At 38.7% G+C, this 25,502-nt stretch carries 19 protein-coding genes, 1 tRNA gene and 1 pseudogene; 9 read left to right on the top strand and 12 right to left on the bottom strand.

Features of this window, described 5'->3' with window-relative positions; all coding sequences use genetic code 11:
• Positions 1 to 12: 12 nt before the first annotated feature.
• The 3 genes from H344_RS0111450 to alaS form a co-directional block, all read right to left on the bottom strand.
• Positions 13 to 639: a DUF4230 domain-containing protein gene (locus H344_RS0111450; RefSeq protein WP_026810455.1), complete on the bottom strand. Its 627-nt coding sequence runs from the start codon at positions 637 to 639 to the stop codon at positions 13 to 15.
• 2 nt (positions 640 to 641) lie between these two features.
• Entirely contained in the window at positions 642 to 1,592 is a 951-nt protein-coding gene (locus H344_RS0111445) for a GSCFA domain-containing protein (RefSeq protein WP_026810454.1), read from the bottom strand.
• An 88-nt stretch (positions 1,593 to 1,680) separates the two neighbouring features.
• Positions 1,681 to 4,296, bottom strand: a complete 2,616-nt coding sequence (gene alaS / locus H344_RS0111440) for an alanine--tRNA ligase (protein ID WP_026810453.1) — start codon at positions 4,294 to 4,296, stop codon at positions 1,681 to 1,683.
• Between the two features lie 104 nt (positions 4,297 to 4,400).
• Between alaS and H344_RS0111435 the strand changes: the two genes are divergently transcribed.
• Genes H344_RS0111435 through H344_RS0111415 form a run of 5 tightly spaced genes read left to right on the top strand, consistent with a single transcriptional unit; the run spans position 4,401 to position 7,567 of the window.
• The gene (locus tag H344_RS0111435; protein WP_026810452.1) at positions 4,401 to 5,378 is read left to right on the top strand and encodes a M23 family metallopeptidase; all 978 of its coding nucleotides are present in this window, start codon (positions 4,401 to 4,403) and stop codon (positions 5,376 to 5,378) included.
• Positions 5,378 to 5,707: a MerR family transcriptional regulator gene (locus H344_RS0111430; RefSeq protein ID WP_026810451.1), complete on the top strand. Its 330-nt coding sequence runs from the start codon at positions 5,378 to 5,380 to the stop codon at positions 5,705 to 5,707. Before H344_RS0111435 ends, H344_RS0111430 begins: the two co-directional genes overlap by 1 nt.
• A gap of 28 nt (positions 5,708 to 5,735) precedes the next feature.
• Positions 5,736 to 6,332, top strand: a complete 597-nt coding sequence (locus H344_RS0111425; protein ID WP_026810450.1) for a LemA family protein — start codon at positions 5,736 to 5,738, stop codon at positions 6,330 to 6,332.
• Positions 6,333 to 6,344: 12 nt separating this feature from the next.
• Entirely contained in the window at positions 6,345 to 6,782 is a 438-nt protein-coding gene (locus tag H344_RS0111420) for a TPM domain-containing protein (protein WP_026810449.1), read from the top strand.
• A gap of 11 nt (positions 6,783 to 6,793) precedes the next feature.
• The gene (locus H344_RS0111415) at positions 6,794 to 7,567 is read left to right on the top strand and encodes a TPM domain-containing protein (protein ID WP_026810448.1); all 774 of its coding nucleotides are present in this window, start codon (positions 6,794 to 6,796) and stop codon (positions 7,565 to 7,567) included.
• A gap of 126 nt (positions 7,568 to 7,693) precedes the next feature.
• Here the strand turns inward: H344_RS0111415 and H344_RS0111410 are convergent, their stop codons facing one another.
• The 3 genes from H344_RS0111410 to der all read right to left on the bottom strand — a co-directional run bounded on the left by H344_RS0111410 (position 7,694) and on the right by der (position 12,506).
• Complete coding sequence (locus tag H344_RS0111410) at positions 7,694 to 8,083, bottom strand: VOC family protein (protein WP_026810447.1); 390 nt, start codon at positions 8,081 to 8,083, stop codon at positions 7,694 to 7,696.
• 251 nt (positions 8,084 to 8,334) lie between these two features.
• Positions 8,335 to 11,070 carry an outer membrane beta-barrel protein gene (locus H344_RS0111405; RefSeq protein ID WP_026810446.1) on the bottom strand — a complete coding sequence of 912 codons (2,736 nt, stop codon included), beginning with the start codon at positions 11,068 to 11,070 and terminating at the stop codon, positions 8,335 to 8,337.
• A 131-nt stretch (positions 11,071 to 11,201) separates the two neighbouring features.
• Complete coding sequence (gene der / locus H344_RS0111400; protein ID WP_026810445.1) at positions 11,202 to 12,506, bottom strand: ribosome biogenesis GTPase Der; 1,305 nt, start codon at positions 12,504 to 12,506, stop codon at positions 11,202 to 11,204.
• 156 nt (positions 12,507 to 12,662) lie between these two features.
• Between der and H344_RS0111395 the strand changes: the two genes are divergently transcribed.
• A complete protein-coding gene (locus H344_RS0111395; protein WP_240484975.1) occupies positions 12,663 to 13,094 on the top strand; it encodes a GTP-binding protein in 432 nt (143 codons plus the stop codon).
• Positions 13,095 to 13,103: 9 nt separating this feature from the next.
• Here H344_RS0111395 and era read toward each other — a convergent pair whose 3' ends face one another.
• Together era and H344_RS0111385 are read right to left on the bottom strand one after the other, a co-directional pair.
• Positions 13,104 to 13,985, bottom strand: coding sequence for a GTPase Era (gene era / locus H344_RS0111390; protein ID WP_026810443.1), 882 nt, complete (start codon positions 13,983 to 13,985; stop codon positions 13,104 to 13,106).
• A 48-nt stretch (positions 13,986 to 14,033) separates the two neighbouring features.
• Complete coding sequence (locus H344_RS0111385; protein ID WP_026810442.1) at positions 14,034 to 15,515, bottom strand: Na+/H+ antiporter NhaC family protein; 1,482 nt, start codon at positions 15,513 to 15,515, stop codon at positions 14,034 to 14,036.
• A gap of 379 nt (positions 15,516 to 15,894) precedes the next feature.
• Between H344_RS0111385 and H344_RS0111380 the strand changes: the two genes are divergently transcribed.
• Together H344_RS0111380 and H344_RS22355 are read left to right on the top strand one after the other, a co-directional pair.
• Positions 15,895 to 15,967 (top strand) — tRNA-Met (locus tag H344_RS0111380).
• Positions 15,968 to 16,252: 285 nt separating this feature from the next.
• A complete protein-coding gene (locus H344_RS22355) occupies positions 16,253 to 17,818 on the top strand; it encodes a DUF1186 domain-containing protein (RefSeq protein ID WP_026810441.1) in 1,566 nt (521 codons plus the stop codon).
• A gap of 92 nt (positions 17,819 to 17,910) precedes the next feature.
• Here the strand turns inward: H344_RS22355 and H344_RS0111370 are convergent, their stop codons facing one another.
• A complete protein-coding gene (locus tag H344_RS0111370) occupies positions 17,911 to 19,098 on the bottom strand; it encodes a Fic family protein (protein ID WP_240484974.1) in 1,188 nt (395 codons plus the stop codon).
• A 337-nt stretch (positions 19,099 to 19,435) separates the two neighbouring features.
• Here H344_RS0111370 and H344_RS0111360 point away from each other — a divergent pair.
• Positions 19,436 to 20,033: pseudogene (locus H344_RS0111360) on the top strand (IS4 family transposase); the annotation flags it as partial.
• Positions 20,034 to 20,062: 29 nt separating this feature from the next.
• Here the strand turns inward: H344_RS0111360 and H344_RS0111355 are convergent.
• From H344_RS0111355 to H344_RS0111340, 3 genes are all read right to left on the bottom strand, one after another.
• On the bottom strand, positions 20,063 to 20,740 hold the full coding sequence (locus tag H344_RS0111355) for a DUF6904 family protein (protein WP_026810438.1): 678 nt from the start codon (positions 20,738 to 20,740) through the stop codon (positions 20,063 to 20,065).
• Positions 20,741 to 20,971: 231 nt separating this feature from the next.
• A complete protein-coding gene (locus H344_RS0111350) occupies positions 20,972 to 23,110 on the bottom strand; it encodes a relaxase/mobilization nuclease domain-containing protein (RefSeq protein ID WP_169514961.1) in 2,139 nt (712 codons plus the stop codon).
• A 772-nt stretch (positions 23,111 to 23,882) separates the two neighbouring features.
• On the bottom strand, positions 23,883 to 25,427 hold the full coding sequence (locus tag H344_RS0111340; RefSeq protein WP_026809899.1) for an IS1182 family transposase: 1,545 nt from the start codon (positions 25,425 to 25,427) through the stop codon (positions 23,883 to 23,885).
• Positions 25,428 to 25,502 lie beyond the last annotated feature (75 nt).

Here is a 25,502-nt window from a genome sequence, read left to right as displayed (position 1 = left end):
TATTAACCTCAGCTAATTCTTAATAATTTTGTTGGTAGGTTTTAATTCCTCTAAACTCTCAATAGTACTATCACCATACACTAGAGTCCACCCCATGGTATTCGTTAGCACTAAAAACTTAGACAACTCACTTATCAGTCGGTTTTCTGCATTAGACTTTAGGGAAGAAGCGTCTATTTTCTTCATTAAAGAAGCATTTACGTTTCTTTTTATCTTATTATAATCTCCCGCATTAAATTGGTTCAGGAAATCTGCGGTAACATCGTAGTATTCAAAATCGGGATAAATTTTAATCTCTGCTTTAGGAATACTTCGGATAAACAAGGTTTTAGACTCCTTGTCTACTTCAAAATCAATCTTACTTAAATCATAGGCTACAGTTACCTCTGCATTAACCACTACTAGCGCTTTTTTATCTGCAGTAATCAATGGTCCAAATAGCTGTTGCGAATCTTTATAGTTATACACTTCGGCAAAATGCCCCTCGGTAACGATAAGTTTAGCCACGTTATTTACTTGCTCTTGTATTAACATGGAATTCTCCTCTAAAATAGAAGTCTTCTTTTTATCTTCGGAGCAGGAACGAAAAACTAATACCACTGTTAAGGTTAATACGATTCCTATTATAATATTTCTCATCCTTAAAATCTCATAAATGGGTACTCTTTTTGGAGTTCCCTTATTTTTTGTTGTTGTTTATCTAGAAACTGCTTATGCTGTGCCGAACATAAGTTAAATGGCCTATGCTGCAACCCCTTTTGAACTTTAGCAACTCTTTCCATCACACGAAATACAGACTCTGACATCCAAACATAAATAAATTTCTCCCATATATAATCTATAGCCAAAGTGTTGGGATGAATCATATCTGTGTTATAAAAACGGTAGTCTCGCAATTCATCCATCATAATTTCATAAGACGGAAAGTAATGCCCTTTAGGTTCCATACTATTAAGAAGTGAATGGATAGAGGTAATTAAGTTTGCTTTGCTAAGTTGATTCTCCACAAAACCGTCCTTGAGGTGCCTTACTGGGGAAACCGTAAAAATAAGTTGAGCCTTTTTATTTACACTTCTAATACCTTCCACAATTTTCCTAAGACTCTTTACATTGGACTCTATGGAGACTATTTCTTTAGAAAACTCCTTTTGTGGCACCTTATGGCAGTTAGCAACCACTTTATCTGTTGCATTGTGCCTATACGCCCAAGCTGTTCCCAAAGTAATAATTATGTGTGTAGCCTTTGTAATATGATTAAATGCAACGTTTAGGCCCGAATTTAAATTTTGGAGCAATTGATCTTTAGATGCTGCCGACAAATCGGAATGCGCATCAAAACAGTGCCATATTCCATCATGCAAAAAAACATCCTCTTCGGTGTAATTTTCCTTTTCAATAGACCTACTCACCAACTGCTCTATAGCTTTGGGATGAAATTGCGTCCCAAATGGATTACAAAGTGTCCGAAATTTAAAATAATCTAGCTTGTCCCCAATATTTTTTGAAAAACAGGAGCCCAACAAAACTACCCTGCTTTGGTAGTCCATTGGGCCCTTTGCCTTATCTAATGGTATATAGGTCTGTAACTTCATTCTCTTCCGCACTTCATTAAAACCAATCTGCGTCGTACGATTTACTAAAGCGCTTTTTACCTTTATCGCTCCAATAAAATGCTTGACATTAGTTTAAATATTCCTTTGCCTTATTTAATACTTCTGGAATACCTGCAGGGTTTTTTCCACCAGCGGTAGCGAAGAAAGGCTGACCTCCTCCTCCACCTTGAATAAATTTCCCCAATTCCCGTACTATGGTTCCAGCATTTAAGTTCTTTTCAGCCACCACTTCTTTGGAAATATAACAAGATAATAAAGCCTTCCCATCTTGCTCTGTAGCGAATAATAAGAATAAGTTATCCTTATTACTTCCCATTTCAAAAGACAGGTCTTTAATACCAGCGGCATCTAAATCTACCTTCTTCGCAAGGAACTGCACTCCGTTTACCTCGGTTAACTCGTTTAAAAGGTCCCCTTTTAAATTCTTGGCTTTATCCTTTAAAAACCCTTCAATTTGTTTTTTAAGTGATGCATTCTCTTCTTGCAGAGAAGCTACCGCCTTCACTGGGTCTGCTGCATTATTCAATAGATCTTTAATCTCGAGCATCAACCTATTATTCTCCGAATAAAAATCTTTAACGGCGTCTGAGGTAATCGCTTCTATCCTACGTATTCCTGAAGCTACTGCGCCTTCTGATCTAATTTTAAAATGCCAAATATCTCTTGTATTCTTCACATGGGTCCCTCCACAAAGCTCAATAGATTGCCCAAAGCGGATGGTCCTTACCGTATCCCCATATTTCTCTCCAAAGAGAGCCATAGCACCTTGCTTTAGGGCTTCTTCCATAGTAACCCCTCGTTGCTCTTCTAGAGGCAAGTTGCCATAGATACGTGAATTAACAAAACTTTCTACATCCCGTATCTCGCTTACTGTAAGTTTAGCAAAATGAGAAAAATCGAATCGCAAATATTTTGAGTGTACTGCAGAACCTTTCTGCTCTACGTGTTCACCTAACACCTCGCGTAACGCCTGATGCAATAAGTGGGTAGCAGTGTGATTACAAGCCGTTCTCCAGCGTTGTTTTTTATCAACAACCGCTTTAAGACTTTCATTTACTTCAACTGGCAATTCCTTAGTAAAATGAACAATTTCATTATTTTCCCTTTTTGTATCTAAGATATAGTATACGTTTCCATTAGATGCTTCTAAATAACCTTTATCACCTACCTGGCCACCACCTTCTGGATAAAACGGAGTTAAATTAAACACCATTTGGTATTGTTCCCCCTCTTTTTTGGAGGTAACCTTTCTATATTTCACCAATTTAACCGAGGTTTCCAACAAATCATACCCCACAAACTCCTGTTCTAAATCATTGGACAAAACTACCCAGTCGTCTTTAGAAACTTCGGAGGCCGACCTAGAGCGGGCTTTTTGTTCTTGCATGGCCTCCTTAAACCCCTTTTCATCTAATTGATAACCTCTCTCGCTTAAAATAAGTGCCGTAAGGTCTATAGGAAAACCATAGGTATCATAAAGTTCAAAGGCCTTTCTACCATCTACGGTAAGTCCTTTGTTAATAGAGATCATAGTATCTAGCAATACCAAACCTTGCTCTAAAGTTTTTAAGAAAGACTGTTCCTCTTCCTTAATCACGTTCTCTATCAATTGTTTTTGTACTCTAAGCTCGGGGAAAGCTTCCCCCATTTTATCGGCAAGCACCTTAACCAATCGGTACATAAAAGGATCCTTAGTATCCAAAAAGGTAAACCCATATCTAATAGCTCTTCTCAGAATCCTACGAATTACATAACCTGCTCCGGTATTACTAGGCAATTGTCCGTCTGCAATAGAAAAGGCCACTGCTCTAATATGATCTACTATAACCCGAATAGCTATATCAACCTTTTCATCCTTTCCATATTTGGCATTAGCTATAGTCTCCACTTCTCTAATAAGCGGGGTAAATATATCAGTATCATAGTTAGAACGAACATTTTGCATCACCATACAGAGTCGCTCAAAGCCCATACCTGTATCTACATGCTTTGCAGGTAATGGCTCCAGATTCCCATTAGCTCTCCTGTTGTACTGCATAAATACCAGATTCCATATTTCCACTACTTCCGGATGGTCCATATTAACCAAAGAAGCACCAGAAACCTTTTCTTTCTCTTCCTGAGACCTAATATCTACATGAATTTCCGAACAAGGTCCGCAGGGACCTTGATCCCCCATTTCCCAAAAGTTATCTGCCTTATTACCGAACAATATTCTATCTTCTGCCACATGCTTGCGCCACAATTCTAAAGCTTCAGTATCTTGACCTAGGTTATCGGCATCCTTACTCCCTTCAAAAACGGTTACGTAGAGACAGTCTTTATCTATTTTACATACCTCAGTTAAAAACTCCCAAGCCCAGGCAATTGCTTCTTCTTTAAAGTAATCTCCAAAACTCCAATTCCCCAACATCTCAAACATAGTATGGTGATAGGTATCTTTACCCACCTCTTCTAGGTCATTGTGTTTTCCACTCACCCTAAGGCACTTTTGGGAATCTGCGACTCTTGTATGTTTAGGTACGGAATTACCTAGGAAAAACTCCTTAAACTGATTCATTCCGGCATTGGTGAACATCAAGGTTGGATCATCTTTGATGACCATAGGCGCAGAAGGAACAATTTTATGGGTTCTTTCCTTAAAAAATTCTAAAAACTTGGCTCTAATCTCTTGGGATCTCATCTAAATTGGTAAGCTTTTTATATATTTAACTGATGCTAGAAAACATTTCTTAACTTTGCGGGTAGCTGTTAATTACCGCCACAAAAATAGAATAAATTACATACATGTCTAAGGTAAAATATTATTACGACCCGGACACCCTATCTTATCGAAAGATAGAACCCAAAAAAGCGAAAAAGTATAGAAATATAGCCTTCTTTTTTTTAGGCTCTTTACTTTTTGGTTTTTTAGGATTGATATTTCTATTAAATACCAATCTAATTAATACCCCGCATGAGCTTTCATTACAGCGAGAACTTAAGAATTACGAGCTTCAGTTTGAAATTCTCAACAGAAAAATGACTCAGATAGAGCAGGTTTTGAGCAATATCGAAGAAAGGGACAATAATCTTTATAGGTTATATTTTGAAGCTAATCCGATACCGGAAGAGCAAAGAAGAGTTGGATTTGGTGGCGTAAACCGATATAAATCACTTGAGGGTTATAATAACTCCGAAATGATTATAGCGAGTACTAAGCGATTAGAAATTATACAAAAACAAATGGTAATCCAATCGAAGTCCTTAGACGAGATTACCAAATTAGCAGAAGAAAAAGAAAAGCTTCTAGCGGCAATTCCTGCCATACAGCCAATAAAAAATGAAGACCTTACTAGAATGGCTTCAGGTTACGGATGGCGTACAGACCCCTTTACCAAGGCTCGTAAGATGCATTGGGGAATGGATTTCACCTCACCAAAAGGCACTCCCATCTATGCCTCCGGAGATGGTAGAATAGAAAGAGCAGATAATAATTCTTCTGGATATGGAAAACATATTAGGATAGATCACGGTTATGGTTATATGACCTTATACGCCCATCTAAGTCAGTACAACGTAAAAAAGGGGCAAAAAGTAGAGCGAGGAGACCTCATTGGTTTTGTAGGAAATACAGGAAGATCGGAAGCACCTCACTTACATTATGAGGTATGGAAAGACAATCAACGTATAAACCCGATTAATTTCTACTACGGAAGTTTAAGCGCTGAAGAATTTGAAAATATGCTGAAATATGCTACACAAGAAAATCAATCTTTAGATTAATGCATATAGATCTCCCTGAAAAAAGATATTACGGAATAGGCGAAGTTGCCAAAGCCTTTAAGGTTAACACCTCCCTTATTCGCTTTTGGGAAAAGGAGTTTGATGTGCTTAAACCCAAAAAAAATGCTAAGGGGAATAGGAAGTTCACTCCCGAGGACATTAAAAACCTTCAATTAATTTATCATTTGGTAAAGCAACGAGGCTTTACACTAGAGGGAGCAAAAATCCAATTAAAGGAAAACCGACTTAAAACCTTAAGTACTTTTGATGTCATTCAAAAATTAGAAAAGGTAAAAGCCGAATTGATCAGAATTAAAAATCAACTATAAACACTAACCTTTATAAAAAATAATACTTATGAAAAAATGGTTAATCCCCGTTATTGTTATTGTAATTATTGCTTTTGGGTTCTACCGTTGGGGCGTAGGCTTTAATAATACCGCTGTAAAATTAAATGAAAATGTAAGTGAGGCTTGGGGTAATGTACAAACAGCATACCAACGCCGTAACGACCTCATTGGGAATCTTGTTAAAACGGTACAAGGCGCCGCTGATTTTGAGCGTAATACTCTTACAGAGGTTATAGAAGCTCGTTCCAAAGCCACCCAAACCACGATTGACCCCTCTAATATCACTGCGGAACAATTACAAGAGTTTAACCAAGCACAGGGTGGATTAAGCAGTGCACTGTCTAGACTTCTAGTAACCGTGGAAAGATATCCAGAGTTAAAAGCAAACCAAAACTTTTTAAAACTCCAGGATGAGCTTACTAGCACAGAAAACACCATACAAACCAATAGAACACGATTTAACGAGGCGATAAAACCATACAACACCCACGTAAAAACGTTCCCAAATTCTATTTTAGCCGGTTGGTTAGGGTTTGATAATAAACCTTATTTTGATTCAGAGCCAGGTGCCGAAAAACCTGTAGACGTTGAATTTGATTTTTAAAAAGAAGCAAAAATGTCTGCATGTGAAAATTTATTAACCGCTATAGAAGAACAGGAAGTTGTTGAAGCTATTCGCATAGCTGAACGAAACACTTCTGGGGAAATACGTGTGCACATTGAGAATGGACACGGGAAAGACCCATTAGAACGCGCCAAAGAGGTATTCCATCTTTTAAAAATGGATAATACTAAGAATGACAATGGCGTGTTAATTTATATAGCCGCAAAAGATCACACATTTGCAATCTGTGGAGGAAAAGGGATAGACCAAGTAGTTCCAGAAAATTTCTGGGACACTACCAAAAACCTTATAATCTCCCATTTTAAAGAAAAAAGGTTTAAACAAGGACTAACAGAAGGTATTTTACTTGCTGGCAAAGAGCTTAAAACGCATTTCCCATGGGCTAAAGATGATACTAATGAACTTTCTGATGAAATTTCAAAAGGGTAAAACACAAATTAATGTTTAAAAGAACACTTTTATCCTGGATTCTTATAGCGTGTTGCACTAGCATTTTCGCACAGTTCGATATTCCCGAAGTACCTAAAACACCTACCAGTGTTTATGATTACGCTAAACTGTTATCCCCTGCAGAAGAACAAGCGTTAAAAACCAAGCTTCTTGCATATGCAGATTCCACTTCAACGCAAATAGTTATTGCTATAGTGAACACTATAAACGGGGAAAACATTGGATTACTAACCCCTAGATGGGCTCATAAGTGGGGAATTGGACAAGCAGATAAGGACAACGGTGTTTTTATCTTATTAGCTGAAAAAGAACGCAATATTTGGATATCCCCGGGTTATGGTGTAGAAGATAGACTTACCGCTGGCACTGTAGGGAGTATAACTAGAAACATAATTATACCCGAGTTTAAAAAGAACGATTACTACGCGGGGTTAAATAAGGGTAGCGATGCCATAATTAAAGTTTTAAGCGGTAAGTATAAAGAGGAACGCAAGCTTGGCGAATCACAAGGACCTCCGTTTTCTTCAGTGCTACCCATTATTATATTCATTGTTTTTATGATTATTCTTTCCAAAAGAGGAAATAGAGGCAATAACGGTGGAAAGGGCGGCGGAAGATCCTCAGGACTAGATATTTGGGATATGATCATTCTAAGTAATATGGGACGTAGCGGACGTAGAACCGGCTCCTCTGGAGGAGGATTTGGCGGTGGTGGCGGCTTTGGTGGTGGTTTCGGCGGAGGTGGTGCAGGAGGCAGTTGGTAAGAGGTCTTCTTAATTTAAACACCCCTAAATATTACTAAAGAATATAACTCGCTAACCTACTTGCAACACCCCTCTTCTAGCTGGTAATTACAAATAGCACCCTTATTAGAAAATAGCTTTTTGATTTTATAACATGGAGTGTAGCCCAAACATATTACCCTCTGTATCATAAGCCAAGGATATAAATCCATATTCCCCAATGGAATGTTTGGTTTCAAAAACTTTACCCCCAGCCTTTTCTACCCTACTCTCTTCCACAGCGCAATCATCACAATGAAAATACACGATAGTACTATTCCCACCAGCATTAAAACCATCCATTTTAACTAAGGCACCACTTGCTCCAGGGCCATTCATATTCATTGGGAATGCCGCCATCATCATATTACCTTGAATCTCATCGGGCATGGGAAGCTTGCTACATTGAATTCCCAAAACAGCCTCATAGAAGGCTTGGGCTCTTTCCATTTCGCTTACATATATTTCAAACCAAACCACAGGATTTTTAGAAGCCATATCGTGTTTATTTACAGACAGAAGTACTTTAAAGTTACAAGATTCTGTTCAAGATACCTACTTCAAAGGAATTTAATCTAGAAAACTATTCGCCATATTGGCATTAGATCAACACCATTATACAAGACAACTATCCCGATAATTCAGTATGATTTACACTAGAGATTTAAGAACATATACTAGCAGTAAAGCAAAGCTATACCGCTACAACACTCACAAACGAGTCAATTAAACAGAAAGAGATATAAGGCTTAGAATCGTCTCCCACGACTTTCTCTCTTCCCTCCGAATTGATCAAACTTATAGCTAAAACTAGCCATAAAATAGCGTTTTAGCATAGTACCCTGGTAATCTTGAATAAAATCTTCCCCAGTTGTTCTACGGGTATTTATATTCTGATCTAACAGGTCATATGCTAATATTTTTATTGTACCCTTCTCCTTTAATACCTGAAGACCTAGGCTCATATTCCAGAATAAAGCATCCTTTTTAAATCCTGGCCCCACATTATCATTATAACTATATCGTAAATCATTACCCCAAATTAAATTCTTAGGCCAATAACTTGTTACCCTTAACGTAGCGTTTTGAGAGGTATAGGTAATATCCTCTAAACGGTCTAGGTTGTATTTAGTCTTATTTAGGGAAATACCGTACCCAGGTTCTATTTCTAAGAGCTCTTTATAATTATACGTCGTAGATACAAAAGGAGAAAAACTATAACTTTTCCCTTTAAGCTCTACTCCATTACTAAAACTAACGCGTTGATTAATACTAACACCAGGCCTTACGTTTATTCTAAAGGTATATAAACTATCTTTCTTAATCTCTTTGGAATAACCAAAGCCTCCATAGCCATTATAATTTCCGTTTACATTGGTAAACCTAGTAGTTCTTAAGAAGTCTTCATCTGTGGTTGTTACAGCAGAAACCCAATCATCTTGAATGTTAAATCCAGAATACACGTAAACACCACTGCGTTCTCTCCAATTATAATTATTATAATTAAAACTAATACGGTGGTTTAAACCAGGTTGCAAGTTTGGATTACCGATTACAACATTTAGCGGATTATTTACGTTGGGTACTGGCTGCAACTGATTTACATTAGGGATATTCAATCTAGAATTATACCTCAGTGATAATCTCTTATTTTTTCCTAATGAATAATTTATATTGCCGTTAAATGTTATATTTTCATAAGAATTGGAAAAGTTACTGTCCCTTAAATAATCCGTATTCGTAAGGTCTGTAAAGACATAATTAGCACTAATTCTAAAATTAAGCTTCTCACCTTGACTCTGGATTCCTAATGAAGGGGTTTGTTGTTGGTTGGTAAAATTAAAATCGGAACTCAACGTTTCATTAAAGAGATTGTAACCATTAGTATTATCGTCGTAATCCATTACCTCTATATTATCTCCCCTTTTATCATGAGAAAACTGGTATCCTATATTAACAAACACTTTATTGCCCAAGGGTTGTCTATAGGAAGCTTCTAACTCATAAGAATCGCGCCTATTATTCACTTCCGATAATTGATCCAAGATTTCTAAACTGGCATTATCACCATAAATTTCTCGGACTGAGTTTAAGCTAGAGGTACTTTTATTTTCAGAATTATTATTAGAGAAAGAAAAACTTAAGATAGTACCAATGGTATCTAGTTTTTTCATGAGGCTAACCCTATTGGAGAAATTCCTCTGATAGTCGTCGCTTATAGACACTCGTTCATTAGAGTTTATCAGCTCCCCATCTTCATTCTTACTTATTGTATTATTTCTATTATTGGAGTTATTCCAATTGACACTCATATTAGGCTGTACAGATATCCTAAGGGTTTCATCAAGATCAAATTCCAAATTCGCCGACCCTTTATTAGAGTTTGTTGACCCAACAAAATTGGATACATTCTCAGTAAAATACCTTCGATCTGGTAGAATATTTTCCCTATTGGTCTTCTGATCATTATAAGAATCACTGTATGCAAAAAAGTAATTACCGTCTATCTTATATTTTCCTTTTTTTGCATTCGCATAACTAGCTCCCAAATTAGAGGAAGTAGTAATCCCGTTCCCAAAATTATTCAGAAGGCTAGAACCCCTAGCCCCAGAATTCCCCACCATATCATAAATCTCATCGTATGAGAAACCAGAATTGTTAATGTTATTAGCACCCCCAATAAAACTTACGCGTTTTGTATCGTTAAAATAATTGAGTAGTCCACTAAGCTGATACCTGTCATCTGTACCATAACCTGCAGCGGCGCGCCCCATATACCCTTTGTTCTTATCTTTTTTAATGGTTAGGTTAATGGTTTTATTCTCTCCATCTGCATCATCTCCAGTAAATTCCTCCTTTTTTGTTTTGGTATCGGATATTTGAATTTTACTGATAATTTCTTTAGGCAAGCTCTTAGTAGCCACCTTAGGGTCATTACTAAAAAACACTTGCCCATTAACTAGCACTCGGTCTACTTCTTTTCCGTTCACAGTAATTTTACCGTCCGAATCTACTTCTACCCCAGGTAATTTCTTCAATACATCTTCTACCGTGGCATCGGGCCTAGTTTTAAAAGAATCGGCATTAAACTCAAGGGTATCTTTTTTTATGGCAATTGGTATTCTGTGCCCTACAAGACGCACCTCATCTAATTCTTCGGCCTGCACCTCCAATTTCACCTTCCCCAAGTCAACATTTTCCTTTAGCTTAACCTCCATCACCAAAGACTTATAGCCATTGTAGGTTACAAACAGCTTTACATCCTTTAAATGGGTTTTACCTTCCAGTTCAAATTCTCCCTTTTGATTGGAAATGGTATAAGAAATTAAGGTACTATCTTTAATAGATTCCGCATAAATGGTAGAGGCCTCCAAAGGCGTATCATCTATAGCATCCACAACTTTACCGCTTAGTATAAAGTCTTGAGAATAAGAAAATTGAAGAAATAAAAAGGCAAGAAGAGTAGATAAAACTAATTTATACATTTGGTAAGTTGGCGTTGAATTATTGACGTTTTCACAAACGACCAAAAATAACCCAACACCCAAGAAACCCCAAATGGTTAACAGAACTTTAATAGATTAGAGACGGGGAGTCTCTAATCCAAAAAATGTTTTTACTTTTTCCTCATAAATACCGATACTGGTACTCCAGTAAAGTCGAAATTCTCCCTCAGCTTATTTTCTAAAAATCGCTTGTAAGGATCCCTTACATATTGCGGTAAATTACAGAAAAAAGCAAATTGAGGATAAGGAGTAGGCAATTGCGTACAAAATTTAATTTTCACATACTTATCCTTATACGCTGGTGGCGGATAATTCTCTATTAAAGGCAGCATCACATCATTAAGCTTTCTAGTAGCTACTTTTTTAGAGCGATTCTCATAGACCTTAACTGCCGTCTCAATTGCCTTAAATATACGTTGCTTAGTAAGTACAGATATAAAAAGGATTGGTACATCTACAAAAGGGGAGATGGCTTCTTTTATTTTCTGAGTATACGCCTTAATAGTATTGGTTTCCTTATTTTCTACAAGGTCCCACTTGTTCACAAGAATAACGATTCCCTTATTATTACGCTGGGCCAGCCAAAAGATATTCTCTACCTGCCCATCAAAACCACGTGTAGCATCAAGCATAAGGATACAAACATCAGAATGCTCAATAGCCCTTACGGAACGCATTACAGAGTAAAACTCCAAATCTTCGCGCACCTTAGACTTACGCCTAATACCAGCGGTATCTACCAGGTTAAACTCAAATCCAAAACGGTTGTATTTAGTATCGATACTATCCCTAGTGGTTCCGGCAACGTCTGTAACGATATATCTTTCTTCTCCAATAAGGGCGTTTATAAACGAGGATTTCCCTGCGTTTGGCCTACCCACCACCGCAAAGCGAGGTAAGTCGTCTGGCTGCTTAGTTCTTTCCGGCAATTCTTTAACCAACGCATCCAGAAGGTCTCCAGTACCACTACCGTTGATACTAGAAATGGTATAATACTCTCCAAGACCAAGTGAATAAAACTCCACTGCCTCTTGAGCTCTCTTGGCGTTATCCACTTTATTTACCACTAGAAACACCGGCTTATCTACCCGTCGCATCAGCTTGGCTACATCCTCATCCATACCAGTTAGTCCCGACTCTACATCCACCATAAATACTATGGCATCGGCCTCATCTATAGCTAATTCTACTTGTTTATCTATTTCTTTTTCAAAAACATCATCACTTCCCAATACATATCCTCCAGTATCAATCACTGAAAACTCTACTCCGTTCCAATCACTCTTCCCGTAATGGCGATCGCGTGTAACGCCACTCACGGCATCAACAATGGCCTCTCTTCTCTGAATAAGACGGTTAAAAAAAGTGGACTTACCCACATTAGGCCTTCCTACAATGGCAACTATAGCACTCATATACTTAAATTTGATGCAAAAGTACTATTAATAATTGAGGTAAAAACAGTATCTTTTCTCCTTTATTAATAGTTTCCTTCTACGATGGCCCTCCCCAACACTATTGTCTTACGCCCTAGGTTTCAACTCATACTGAATAAAAACGCCAACTTTATTTTGGAATTGTTTAAAAATTCGGAGGAGCATCCATTTATAACGAAGATCTCGGACCATCATGTTTTTATAAGATTCCACAAGAGCGAATCTAACTTCTGGTCGCCACAATTACAAATTGAAATCGTTGACCAAGAAGAAGACGGAAGTATAGTTTACGGTCTATTTGGCCCCAACCCAACCCTATGGACATTTTTTATGTTCATACATTTTGTAGTGGCAACCCTTTTTATAATTATAGGAACTTGGGCCTACTCTAGTCACGCCTTAGAGAAACCCTACGGACTACAAATTGGCCTTATGATCTTTATGGTAATTATATGGATTGCATTGTATTTTTTTGGCAGAGCAGGTAAAAGAAAGGGCAAACCCCAAATGCAGTTACTACACCAGTATTTAATGCAACGAATAGGCATTCATACAAAAGACACCTAAATAAAAGACTTAATTGTTGTACCCAAATCTTTTCAGCTGATTAGGATCATTCCTCCAGTTCTTATTCACTTTCACATATAATTCTAAGTGAACTTGCTTATCAAAGAATTTTTCTAAATCTTTCCTTGCCTCTATCCCCACTCTCTTTAGAGCAGCACCTTTATGACCGATAATAATACCTTTTTGGGTATCACGTTCTACCATAATTACAGAGCGCATACGTATTATCTTTTCATCTTCAAAAAATTCCTCTGTATCTATTTCAACAGCGTATGGGATTTCTTTCTTATAAAACTGAAGTATTTTCTCCCTAATAGTCTCATTTACAAAGAAACGCTCTGGCTTATCCGTTAGCTGATCTTTAGGGTAATATGCTGGACCCACTGGCAATAATTCTAAGATCCTATGAAATACTTCTGTCACATTAAAATTCTGCAATGCGGATATAGGGTGAATTTCAGCATTAGGCAATAGCTCTTGCCAATATTGCACCTGCTCTTCTAGCACCCCTTGTTCAGAGATATCAATTTTATTCAGCAATAACAATACAGGAATAGTACTATTTTTAATTTTCTCGAAAAAACGCTCATCTTTTAAGGCCTTTTCCCCTATCTCAACCATATAAACCAACACATCTGCATCTTCAAAGGCCGATTTAACAAAGTCCATCATAGAAGACTGCAGCTCATAGGCAGGTTTTATAATCCCAGGGGTATCAGACAAAACCATTTGAAAATCCTCCCCATTTACAATACCCAATATTCGGTGTCTGGTAGTTTGTGCTTTAGAGGTTATGATAGATAATTTTTCTCCCACGAAAGCATTCATGAGGGTAGATTTCCCTACGTTGGGATTTCCTATAATATTTACAAAACCAGCTTTATGAGACATACTTCAATTTTAATTTACGTTAACACAAAGGTAATAGAATCCTTGGTTCTAGATGATAATTAACCCTAAAATAACGTATAGTATCACAGTAATCACCCCACCAATTAAAGCGTAGGGCATTTGCGTATTAATATGATCTATATGATCGCTCCCAGAAGCCATAGATGATATAATAGAGGTATCCGAAATAGGAGAACAATGATCACCAAATATCCCTCCTCCAAGTGTTGCAGCCACAACAAATGGCAATGGCACCCCATGAATATCTGCCATAGGCACTGCAATTGCCATCATAATTGCAAAAGTACCCCAGGATGTTCCCGTTGAAAAAGCAATAAAAGAACTAATTACAAAAATGATCGCCGGCAAAAAAGCAGGAGACAGCCATTCTTTAGACCAATTGGCCACAAACTCCCCAGTTCCTAATTCGCTTGATGCATCGCCTATTGCGAAGGCTAACAACATTAACAAGGCCAATGGCATAAGTTCACTAATTCCTTTTAACACCAACTCTACCATTTCCTTAATTCTCATAATCCCTTGAGACCTATACAGCACCATTGCTACTAGGATCGCTGTTAGCACAGAATAAAGTACGGAAGATGATCCTGATCCATTTCCAATAGCCTTAAATACGTGATCTCCAAAGGAGTCAGCATCAGGGACAGCATCCCATCCGGTATAAGTAAGAAAAAAAGGCATCATTAAAACCATGGTAGCCAATGGCACAATCATATTATATGCTTTTGCCTTTATACCTTCCTTAGATTCAAAGGAGGTTACCGTACTAGATAACATTGGCTGTGCATTATCATTCATTAATTTCCCCGTTTCACGTGTCCGCTTTTCAGCCTTGGCCATGGGACCAATATCCTTATTAAAAACAATCACTAAAAACACGAATAATATTGCAAGGATTGGGTAAAAATTATACCCCATAGAAGACAACATAGTTCCAAAGGGATCCTCTATCCCCTGCGCTAACAATAATCCCATTATAAAAGCACCCCAAGCATTAAAAGGAATTAAAATAGAAGAAGGAGCGGAACTAGAATCGGCAATATAAGCAAGTTTTTCCCTAGGGATCTTCAACTTATCAAACACTGGCCTATAAAGCGTTCCTACCGTTAAAGAACTAATACTAGTTTCTACAAACAACAATATACCTGTAAGTAAGGCCATGAGTTGCACCACCACTCTACTATACCCAGTTTGTTTTTTTTCGAAATAGAGAATAACTTTATTTAACACATTAATAAAGCCTTCTACCCCCTTAGAATACTGAATAAATAAAAGTAATGCCCCAACCAACGCACTAAACATTATTGTTCTTGTATTCCCTGGGGATTTAAAAACATTAACAAGACCTTCTACGGTTGCCAAGGTACCAGTAAGAAAATTCCAATCATAGATTATTATCCAAGAAAACCAGATTCCCAATAGCAAGGCTATGTAAACCTGTTTCGTTCTTAATGCAAGAATTATAGCAATGATGGGCGGCAAGATGGAGAGAAATCCATAGTTATCCATAAATAGTCGGGCTAATTAGTTTATATACTTTTTATTTAAAACGCTACAAAATATAAAGAATTTGACAAGATGGAACACAACTTTGCATTTTAAAACAAAAGATTTACTAAAAGCTAACATTATTTCACATAAACCACAATAACAGTATATCAGATTGGTGAAGTTCCCTATTTTCACACAACCAAAATTCGTAAAGACACCCCCTTCATTTAAGTCTTGATAATCTGACACTTAAACATTGAATGAATTTTTTTCAGTATTTTATTCAAAATAAGTTTGGGTAATCGTAAAAAGCGTGTATCTTTGCAGTCCGAAATAATTCAGTCAGCATTATGAACTGAGAGTTAAAAGCTAAGTTGATTATTTTGGAAACCCATATCGCGGGATAGAGCAGTAGGTAGCTCGTCGGGCTCATAACCCGAAGGTCACTGGTTCGAGTCCAGTTCCCGCTACTAGGAAAGACAAGGGTTTCAAGAGATTGAAGCCCTTTTTTTATTTCTACTGTACAACATATGTACAACATTTTTTAAGATTTAGTCTCTTTTCTGGGATTTATATATTTAAGGCAGCACGGACAGTTGTTGTGTTTGATCCAAAAAAAATCATGATTTATACCTCCTAAAAGTTTTTGATTATTGTTAGTAAAGTCTAAATTTGATATTTATTATCAAAATGACTCTTAGTAATTTGAAGGGAGCAAATAAAATCGTCAATCAACACCCCGCAACCATCCCTACATGGAAATAAACTACAACATAACCACCGATCCAAACTTGTTGGACAAACAAAATGGAATTACTCCTGAACTTTCGCGCAAGTTGGAATGGTTTCACAAACTGGCGTTAAAAGGAAAAAGATCGAGCGTGCAAAAATTGCTGGACGCTATAGAGCGCTATCCCAATAATCCTCAGTTGAAAAATTATTTATCCGTTCTGTATGGCCAACTGAACGATACCAAGAAGATGCACGAGACCAATAGGTGGGTTATTGCGGAACACCCCGATTACCTATTCGGAAAGCTAAACTTGGCAAGCGAATATTACTTCAATCAGGAATACGATAAAATGCCTGAAGTTTTAGGCACCAACATGGAGATACAATCGCTCTATCCAGACCGCGACACCTTTCATATAAATGAGGTCATTTCATTTTATAAATGCGCAACCCTTTATTATTCCGCTATCGGTGACCTGGATCAAGCGGAGGTCCGACTCAATTTAATGCAAGAACTGGCACCTGATTCCGAAGAAACAGAAATGGCCTGGAAACGATTCTATACGGCCTCGTTAAAAGCAAGCCAAGCCCGGTATGAAGAGGAACAAAAAACTAGAATATCGGTAACGACTAGTCCTCAAAAAATTTATCCTACCCAAGAAGCTCCCGCTTTCCATCACGAGGAAATAGAATGGCTCTACACCCATGGACTCCACATCGGTGAAGAAAAATTGAACAAAATACTTTCGCTCCCCAAGGACACACTTATCAATGACCTTGAAATGGTGTTACTCGATAGTATTGCCCGTTATGGCTATTTTATAAAATCCATTGAAGAAAACGGATGGGACGAGGAGGAGATGAATTTTGTAATCCATGCCATTTACCTATTGGGAGAACTCCAGGCAACCGACAGCTTGGATGTCATTTTGGATGTTCTGAGCCAATCCGATGCATATTTCGAGCTCTTTTTAGGTGACTTTCTTACTTCGGCAATTTGGGAACCTATCTACAAAATTGCCGTCAATAACCTGGAAGCATGTAAAGAATTCATGTATACACCCGGGTTGGACACCTATGCCCGCACTACCATCACGGATGTATTGGAACAGCTTGCCTTACACCATCCCGAAAGGCGCGATGAAGTTTTGACCTGGTTCAGGGAGGTCATACAGTTTTTCTTGGACAGCAGCCTAGAGGATAATGTGATTGACAGCGATGTGATAGCGCTGTTGATATGCAATGTAATCGATATCGATGGTGCCGAATTAGTGCCGGAAATAAAACAGTTATTTGACCGGGGGTTAGTGTCCCAGGGTATTTGCGGGGACTGGCAGGAAGTGATTGAAGCCTTTGAACAACCATGCCCCCGAGATAAAAGAAATGAAATTCTGCCCATGGCAGACCGTTACGACATCATAACAAATACTTGGGCCGGCTACAGGGAGGAATTGGGTAGTCCTCCAGAAGATTTCTTTGATTTTCTACATTCCTCACAAATGCCTATAATAGCGGAACCGAAAATTGGACGGAATGAGCCCTGTCCCTGCGGCAGCGGGAAAAAGTATAAAAAATGTTGTTTGTTATAGCTACGAGTTCGTCTGACGGTTTTAAGGATTAATAATTGTTGTTTTGACTCTTTAAATATAATTCTTAACTGTCAGATTTTATCGTGGTTACTTCATCTAAATAATTTTAAATAAGCATCGAAAACATATAATTTACCTCTTTTGCTTCCTGTGATTTCTTTAATAATTTCTAATTGCTCTAAATCGTCAATTAAGTTATATGCTGTTCGCTTAGAAACACCAGTTATTTTAACTACCTTATCTACATCAATCATTGGATGTTTAAATAAGTATTGTACTATTTTTTGAGCATTTGTAGCGCGAGAACCAAGTGTTTGCGTATTAATTTCTACCTTCTTTTTTAGTTTTAAAATTTCATCGAAGGTGTTCACTCCTTTTTTTGCGGTTTCAATAACACCCACTAAAAAGAATTTTAACCATTGCTTGATATCGTGGTGTGTACGCACTCGCATTAAGTTATCATAGTACAAGGTTTTATTACGTTCGAAAAAATCTGATAAATAAAGAATTGGCTTTTTTAATATTTCTTTATTGACTAAATAGAGCGTAATTAGTAAACGGCCTACACGACCATTTCCGTCTAAAAAGGGGTGTATTGTTTCAAACTGATAATGTATGATACCAATTTTTAAGAGGTCTGGAAAGAATAACTCTTCGTTATGCGTAAACTTTTCTAAATCGCTCATTAAATCTGCTATACTATTGTGTATAGGGGGAATAAAAGTCGCATCGTTTATAGATGCCCCACCAATCCAATTTTGGCTGGTACGGAACTCGCCTGGTAATTTATGTTCACCCCTTACACCTTGTAATAAAATCTTATGAGTTTGCCTTATTAACCTACTGGAAAACGGTATCTCTTCAAGCATCTTAATGGCTTTTTGCATTGCCTCTATATAGTTTTGCACTTCTTCCCAATCGTCTCGTTTTTCGCGGCTAACATCTTCTTTATCTAATAGCGCCTCTTCCATATTGGTTTCTGTACCCTCAATTTTACTACTTTGAGTAGCCTCTTTAAGCACGTGCATACTAATAAACAAGTCAACATCTGGAATATGCTCACTGTACATATCTAAACGTCCTAAGTGCCTATCGGCTTTAGAAAGTAAATCTATAATTTCCATATCGTCCAACATCCATTGTTTATTTATAATATTGGGCTGAAAACTTTTATATGTACCCTGATTGATGTATGTACCAGATTTGAAAGACTTCATTTTATTTTCTATTATCATTTGCTTAAAAAAAATACTAATGCAAAATAATGTCTTTATTTGCATTAACAGAATTATTATTGTAAAATATTCATCTTTTTTTGCAACAAGGGATTGATAGTTGTCATAAAGCACCCTTTTTTACATTTAGGTAAAATGTAAAAAAATTATACTGTTACTCTTACCTTAGCTGTTACTACCTCATACTTTAGCCCAAATAAACTTGGAGCAACATTAAAATGCAAAGACCTAGTAACGGGTGATTTTCCAGCAGAAACAAAATCCATTTCTCAAGTTTCGCACCCATTATTTAGGGGGTTTAAACGAAGAAAAATAGCATGAAAACCAAGGGGATCCCTTGGTTTTATTGTATCTTTAAGTTATGACACACAAAGTACAAAACATGCTACAACACGAAGATATTGCAAAAGTCCAAGAAAATAAAAGGGAAGTTCAATAAGGTTTGGCTCAGTTCAGAATATTTACAGGCGCATCTAAACATTTTAGGGTTCAATAAAATTAAAAGCCGGTTCAGTTGGTGTAAAAAAGCAGGGTATTCATTCGAGAGTTTGATCTCCACACTTTTAGTTTTACCACTTATTGGGATTGACTCAACTCATGGGCTTGCGACCCATAAAGACACGGAATTAAGTCCTTATGGAAAAGATTCGTACTATCGTATCTTAGCAAATCAAAAAATTAATTGGAGAGCTTTTTTAGCTCAGTTCGTAAAGCAATACCTATTAAAGGACGAACTTGTCACGCCTTCGGCCGACGCTACAAGATGCTTAGTGTTCAATGATACCGATCTTTCAGAAACAGGGAAGACCATTGAAGGGGTCTCAAAGATTTACAACCATGTATCAAAAACCTATTACCTAGGCTTCAAACTACTTGTGGCAGGGTATTGGAACGGAAGTGTCATTATCCCGATCGACTTTAGTTTGCACCGTGAGAGCAAAACATCAAAATTTAAATATGGTTTAACGGCAAGGCAGAAAAATCCTTTGAGCTGGTTGATTATAAAGTGCTACCATTGGATACCCGCATAATCGATATCGTCATCATCAATTTCCAAATCGGTGGCTTCACATCCGAGCCTTTTGGCCTCATCTGTCAAAACCTTAGCATATTCATTATATTCCGAAGAAAAGTAAGTGCCCCGTTTTAAAAGAGTAGGTAATTTTCGGAATGCCCGCTTACCCCCACCTAGCAAAAAGTAATCTAGGTTTATACTCCTCATATATTGATATATGAGGTCATTTCCACCGTAGAGTCCATCCTCTATAAAGCCAATTAAGGCCTTAGCCCCAACTTCGTCATACGTATTCATTGCATGATCTAACCAGTATTCAATCTGTAATATTGTGGCAACGTCAAGCTTATTGGTCTGGTAAAACCGCATATTATATTTAATAGCAGTTAAGGAAAACAGAAAATGCACCCAGGATAATGGCGTACCGTAGTAAGCTTGTTCTTCTGGAGAAAAGTGACTTTTAGTCCTATGAAGCCTTTGATTGCTGTAGGCTTTCCGTATTTCATAGGAAAAACTACTAATAAGTTTCCCCCTATTTTCATAGCCTTTACCGTACAGTTGATTTTCATCATTCCAAAATTTACCGATCAAGTCGTATAACCGATCTAAATCCTCATAAGTCCCCCAGAGCTCCACGCCCATTCCTTTTTTTGTTGGTATTATGTACAGCATAGCTATTTTATATTATTACCAATTAATTTAGTCCCTAAATCGCATGAGGCGTAAGTTCTTCAATCCATCTGAATTTTCCAATCAACCATTTGGTTTTATTCGTATTACTTGATTGGGGATTATTGACTCCTTAATAAAATGGGACTTCACATCCTATTCTATACTACCAAATTTGACTGGGGATTAAACAGGTATTATGCTATTTTTCTATACGCCGATAATGAGACCTATCTACATCGAAAACCAACTCCCCTTGTATTTAGAATAATCCGTAAGCTCATCTTTAAATCCGTTATAGGCTTCTTCCTCTTTATAAGAAGTAGGGCCCATGAGCGTATCTAGAGCATTCCAACCTGCTCGGAGTATCCTGGCCTGTGCCTGACGGTCCCGCTCCGTGGCAGCGGCCACCAAGGCCTCCTTGAATCCGTTTGCCATATGGTGCTCCACTAGTTCGGACGGCAAATTGGGTAATACACCTTCCAATACGTAACTATACGCCGCTTGTTTATAAAGTCCGCGTTCCATTAAATGGCCCATCCAAAGGCTTTTTAAATTGTCCTGTCCTTTGGCTATTATATGATTTAGGATGAGCGGCTGTGTGGTCATAGCGTTGGGCAGCTCAGGGAACGATAGTAAATAGTCCTGCATTTTCGTTGAAAGGGCGATCGTTACCGAATGTTTGGAGTACATGGAGCCTATACGGAGTTTTCCACCCTGCTCCTCAAAATAAAAGCCCCGGGCATTGAAAAAGGCGATATAGTCCTTGGGCGATTTCTCAAAAGACGCCTGCATCCGTTCGGCATACCGATGGTAGGCCTGTAGGGCCAAGGTATCGAATCGCTCTCTAAAGGTTGGGGCCATGGCGTTATAGAGCTTCGGGAATACCATGGGCAAAAATAGGGCGGTGGGACCCGGTTTTATCTCTTTGGCGGATTTGCCGTGCAGCAGCCCTTCCAACAACTTTTCACTTTCACGTGTAAAACTAGGAGGGGTAGTTGGGTTTGCACTCGTCTGTAATAGGTTGTTGCCCAGATCGATCGGCACTTGGTGGAGCTTGGAATTCACATAAGTCAGTGTTCCCTCATTGTATCGTACACCCAGACTTTGGACAAGCGCACCAAGGACCTCCCTTTGGTCCGGGGCATAGATGAACAGCTGGTCCCTGGCCCGTTGGATAAGGTCGGCCTTCTTTTGCAACTGCTCTTTTTCATTATTAATGGCGGAAGTATATAGCTTCTCACTAAAAGGATAGTAGTGAGAGGCGATTACCTTCCATAAGGTCCGGTTATCGGTATGCAAGTATTTCTTAAGGAAGAGAAAGCGCTCCGATTTCATCATTTCCCTAACCAAAACATCTAAAGGAGTTTTCAGGATATGCTCCGAGAACAGGGGCTTGTACCTTAAATCTCGATAGGTCTTTTGGAAGGATTCCCTTAAGCAGCGTTGGATCTCCATTTCCAATTGCCTGCTATCCATATACATTTGGGTGTGTTCGGTTTGGAAGAATTCGGGGTTCTCATGGATACCAAGGTCACTGGCGATCTCATCGCTGCGCAGCACATAGCCCGATTTATCATGGATGGTGAAATCGATCACCTGCCCCTGGTCGCTGTAGTTTAGCCTACAATCCAGCTTTTGATGGGCGCCTAGGATGTCCGGGAGGTGCTCGGGGCGAAGGGTCCTGAATAATTTATAGGTGGTGCGCACTTGCTTTTCCAAGCGTTTTTTTACCATGGGCAATAGGGCCGATTGTTGATTACGCTCGAAGAGCTGTTGGAGTTTGGGACCGGAGAATTGGGGGTGTACGGTATAACCGCCAATAAAACGGGATCGGTACCCTTCCCTGGTAGCAATGCCATAAGCCACCCCTACCCTACCGGAACGCTCCACTACCTTCAGTTGGATATGGTACTTTTCCAGTAGTTTGCCAAGCTCCTCAAAACTCCGCACCTTATGCTTTTGCAGGGTGTTGTTCAAAATGTCCTGCATATAGTAGCGCACCCCGTTACCATCCTGGGGATTAAGCTGGGGCGTTTCCAGTTTGGGAAGCTCTCGGACCGTCTTCATATTTGGCGAGGGGGAAAGACCAAACTCTTTCTCCAAGTATTTCTGGGCGGCCATGCTCCTTCTATAGTCAAAGGATAGGTTGATCTGGGTACAGTCTTCCCTGATGGTACTGGAGACAATGTGCACGTGCTCGTGCTCGGTATCGTGGTGCCGTACCACCATATAGGGCTGTTCCCCATAGCCCATGTATTCCATATAGGCTTTGGAAAGGGCCAAAAAGGTAGTATCGTCCAGGTGTTCACCAAGGGGAAGGTTCAGGGTTGCATGTACATAGCGTTTTTCGGAGGCATGGCGAAAGCCCAAAAAGACAAGCACCTGTTCGAAGACCTTAAGATTGGTATCCGTTTCGGAATAGGTATTGTGGAAGCCAAGAATGGTAGATTCCGGTTTCTCCAGTACGTACTTCAGTACGCCTTGCACTTTGTTGCGATATAGGAGTCGTGCGATCATGATCTTTTTGTTGTTTATTACTGCCGAGGGCAACTTTTCACTTCGCTAGAAGTAGGAGTTTTGCGTAGCGCAAAACATAACTTGCTATCCGTTAAAAACGGATATTTCTATATAAATATAATACATCAAAACACAACCTAAAAAACTTATTTCCAGCATTTTACACCTCGAAACCATATAAAGCCATATGAGACCATATAAGACCAGTCCTGGTTTAATATGGTCTTATATTCTATTCGAAAAGATGGTGGAAAAAGGATTAAATAGGTCGATTACATAGCAAGGGTTAAAAAGGGCAAGGGGTTTTTCACCCCTTGTGCTTTGGTGCGGCCCCGAGGCGGTCGGGAAATACTGCGGGAGGAATCCTCCCCTAGTGGATGGGTAAAATGTGGGTAGGGAAAAGAAAAGGTTCGGAAGGTTGGTCCGATGGCCGCAGGGGCATGGCAAACATGGAACACTTTAGAAAGAATTCAATCTGTTTTTAAGTTGTACAAATTTATATTTAGATGAGGTCGTCTAAAAACTATTTAGGCGACCTTTTATTTTTTGGTTTTTCTGATATTATTTTGATCTTGGTTTGTTAATTAGGTGATTAGTGGCTAGTTAAAATGAGTCAAAGCGATTCTTACATCGCTAAACTCACTTTTTTAAGGTTGTGCGCCATTGCAATTAGACCTATTTCTGTTTCTACTTTATCCAGACCTCTTAACATAAACCTTCTAAAGTTCATATTGTGTTTTATGTTGCCAAATACTGCCTCCACATCCCAACATCTTTGTTTTCTGTGAGCAATACCTTCTGGACTTAGTAACTTTTGTTTCGCCATTGCTTTAAGTCTGACCAGCTTGTGGTTTCTCTCAACGATCCGATTGCCTTGAGATTTATGGCACAGGCTTCTAAGCTGACAGCCTGTACAGTTTTTAGCCTGGTATCTGTTTATTTTTTGCTGGTATCCATTAGCAGTCTTTTTTACATAGCTTCCTATGTTTTCCATGGACTGTCCCATGGGGCAATAATAGGTGTCTGTTTCATTATTGTAAAAGAGCCTATTCGCTGCAAATGGTTTTTTGTGCTTACTACGTTTTTCATCCAACTGTTCCTTGTGGAAGTAATTGTATTTCACAAAGGCCTCAATGTTATTATCTTCGAGGTAGGTGTAGTTTTCATCGCTTCCATAGCCTGCATCGGCCGTTAGTGTCTCAGGTGGTTTTCCATAACCTGCTATAAAATCTTCGGTATGCCCGATAAGTGTGGTAGTATCTGTCGTGGTCCGTGCAAGGGTATAGTTTGCTATAAACTGATTATTGGTGGCTGCTTGTAGATTGTACCCAGGTTTGAGCTGACCATTTAGCATGTGGTCCTCTTTCATCCTCATAAAGGTCGCGTCGGGATCCGTCTTGCTCATGGAGTTGCGTCCGCCCATTTGTTGCTCGTAGGTATTGTACTTGGCAATATTCTTTGGCCAGTTCTTCTTGGCGTAATTGAGTTTTTGCCTTACTTTTTTATCAATATCCTTCCCTTGAAGTGCCTTGTTGATCTTATCGATCGTTTGTGATACTTCATTAGGGTCTATTGCTTTAAAGTTATCCGGCTGGTTAGGCATTTGTTCTTCCTCTGCATATACGGTCTCTACATATCTCCATAAACTCTTGAGTTGATTTTCAATACGCGTGCGTGAGGTCTTGATGCTCTTTCCCCACACAAAAGTATAACGATTGGCATTGGCCTCGATCTTGGTGCCATCGACAAAGATGTCTTTTAAACTCAAGTAGCCTTGTTCTGCCAGCAGAATGACAACTTGGTTAAAGATCTTTTTGAACTTTCCTTTGAGTTTTCCTGAACGAAAATTACTGATGGTATTATGGTCAGGCCGGATACAGCCACTGAGCCACATGAAATGAACATTCTCGCCCAATGCCTGTTCGATCTTACGGGATGAATACAAGTTGCGAAGGTAGGCGTAGACTAAGATTTTGAGCAAATCCCGAGGATGATAGCTTGAGGTGCCACCGCCTTTATAGGTTCTTTCTATGGAGGTAATATCTATCTGGTCCAAAATGTTGTTGACGATACGTACAGGATGGTGCTCTGGAACAAGATCATCATAACTGGGTGGAAGAAGACTCAATTGTGCCTGACTGTTGGTCTTCCATGCAACTTTTCTTTTCATACCTTAAGATACGAAAAACAGTACTTTTCTTAAAATATAAAGCACAAAAAAGAGGCTGCCTTTTTAGACAGCCTC

Origin of the sequence: Arenibacter latericius DSM 15913 (assembly GCF_000424985.1) — a bacterium.
GTDB classification, from domain to species: domain Bacteria; phylum Bacteroidota; class Bacteroidia; order Flavobacteriales; family Flavobacteriaceae; genus Arenibacter; species Arenibacter latericius.
The sequence above is the reverse complement of the archived record's forward strand: the minus strand, read 5'-3'. Positions and strand labels throughout refer to the sequence as shown.